The sequence below is a fragment of the Rhodococcus sp. T9N genome (assembly GCF_024436645.1).
GTDB classification, from domain to species: Bacteria; Actinomycetota; Actinomycetes; order Mycobacteriales; family Mycobacteriaceae; genus Rhodococcus_F; species Rhodococcus_F qingshengii.
This window is the reverse complement of sequence record NZ_JAMSKS010000080.1, coordinates 1-504: the sequence shown is the minus strand read 5'-3', so window position 1 is coordinate 504 and position 504 is coordinate 1. Positions and strand designations below refer to the sequence as shown.

Here is a 504-nt window from a genome sequence, read left to right as displayed (position 1 = left end):
CGACGGGCAAGTGGGGCATGGCTGTCGCTGCTGGTTTGTCGGCGCTGGCGTTCTCGTCGGTCGGAGTTCTGTACGTTCTCAGCGCTTTTGGCGGGTGGCCAGCATGAGCGACATCGCCGCACGCGAATACCGCATCGCCGCCAAAGTCGCGAAGGAGTGCTGCGACCAGTCGACTGTTGAACACCTCCAACGTCTGGCGGCAAAGGCGGAAACGGAGTTTGCCTGCCCGGCCTATCCGCATGGCGAACATGAGTGCAACACCATCCCCGCTGAAACAGGCCCGTGGCAGCGCATCGAAGACGTACCGGAAACCGTCGGCCGACTCACTGATCGTGATGGCGACATATGGGAATGGGATGGCGACAACTGGGTCACTCCCGAAACGGCGATCCTCCCGACCACGTACATCAGCAAGCATTTTGGCCCATTCTCCCTACCTATGGACGGTGCATCATGACCGCCAGCCGAGCCTCCGGAATCGTCGCCTCCGCACTGGCTTCCGCG

Annotated in this window: 1 protein-coding gene; it reads left to right on the top strand. The window is 61.9% G+C overall.

Features of this window, described 5'->3' with window-relative positions; all coding sequences use genetic code 11:
• Nucleotides 1–103: 103 nt before the first annotated feature.
• Complete coding sequence (locus M1L53_RS33110) at nt 104–457, top strand: hypothetical protein (protein WP_261949526.1); 354 nt, start codon at nt 104–106, stop codon at nt 455–457.
• The last annotated feature ends 47 nt before the right edge of the window (nt 458–504 follow it).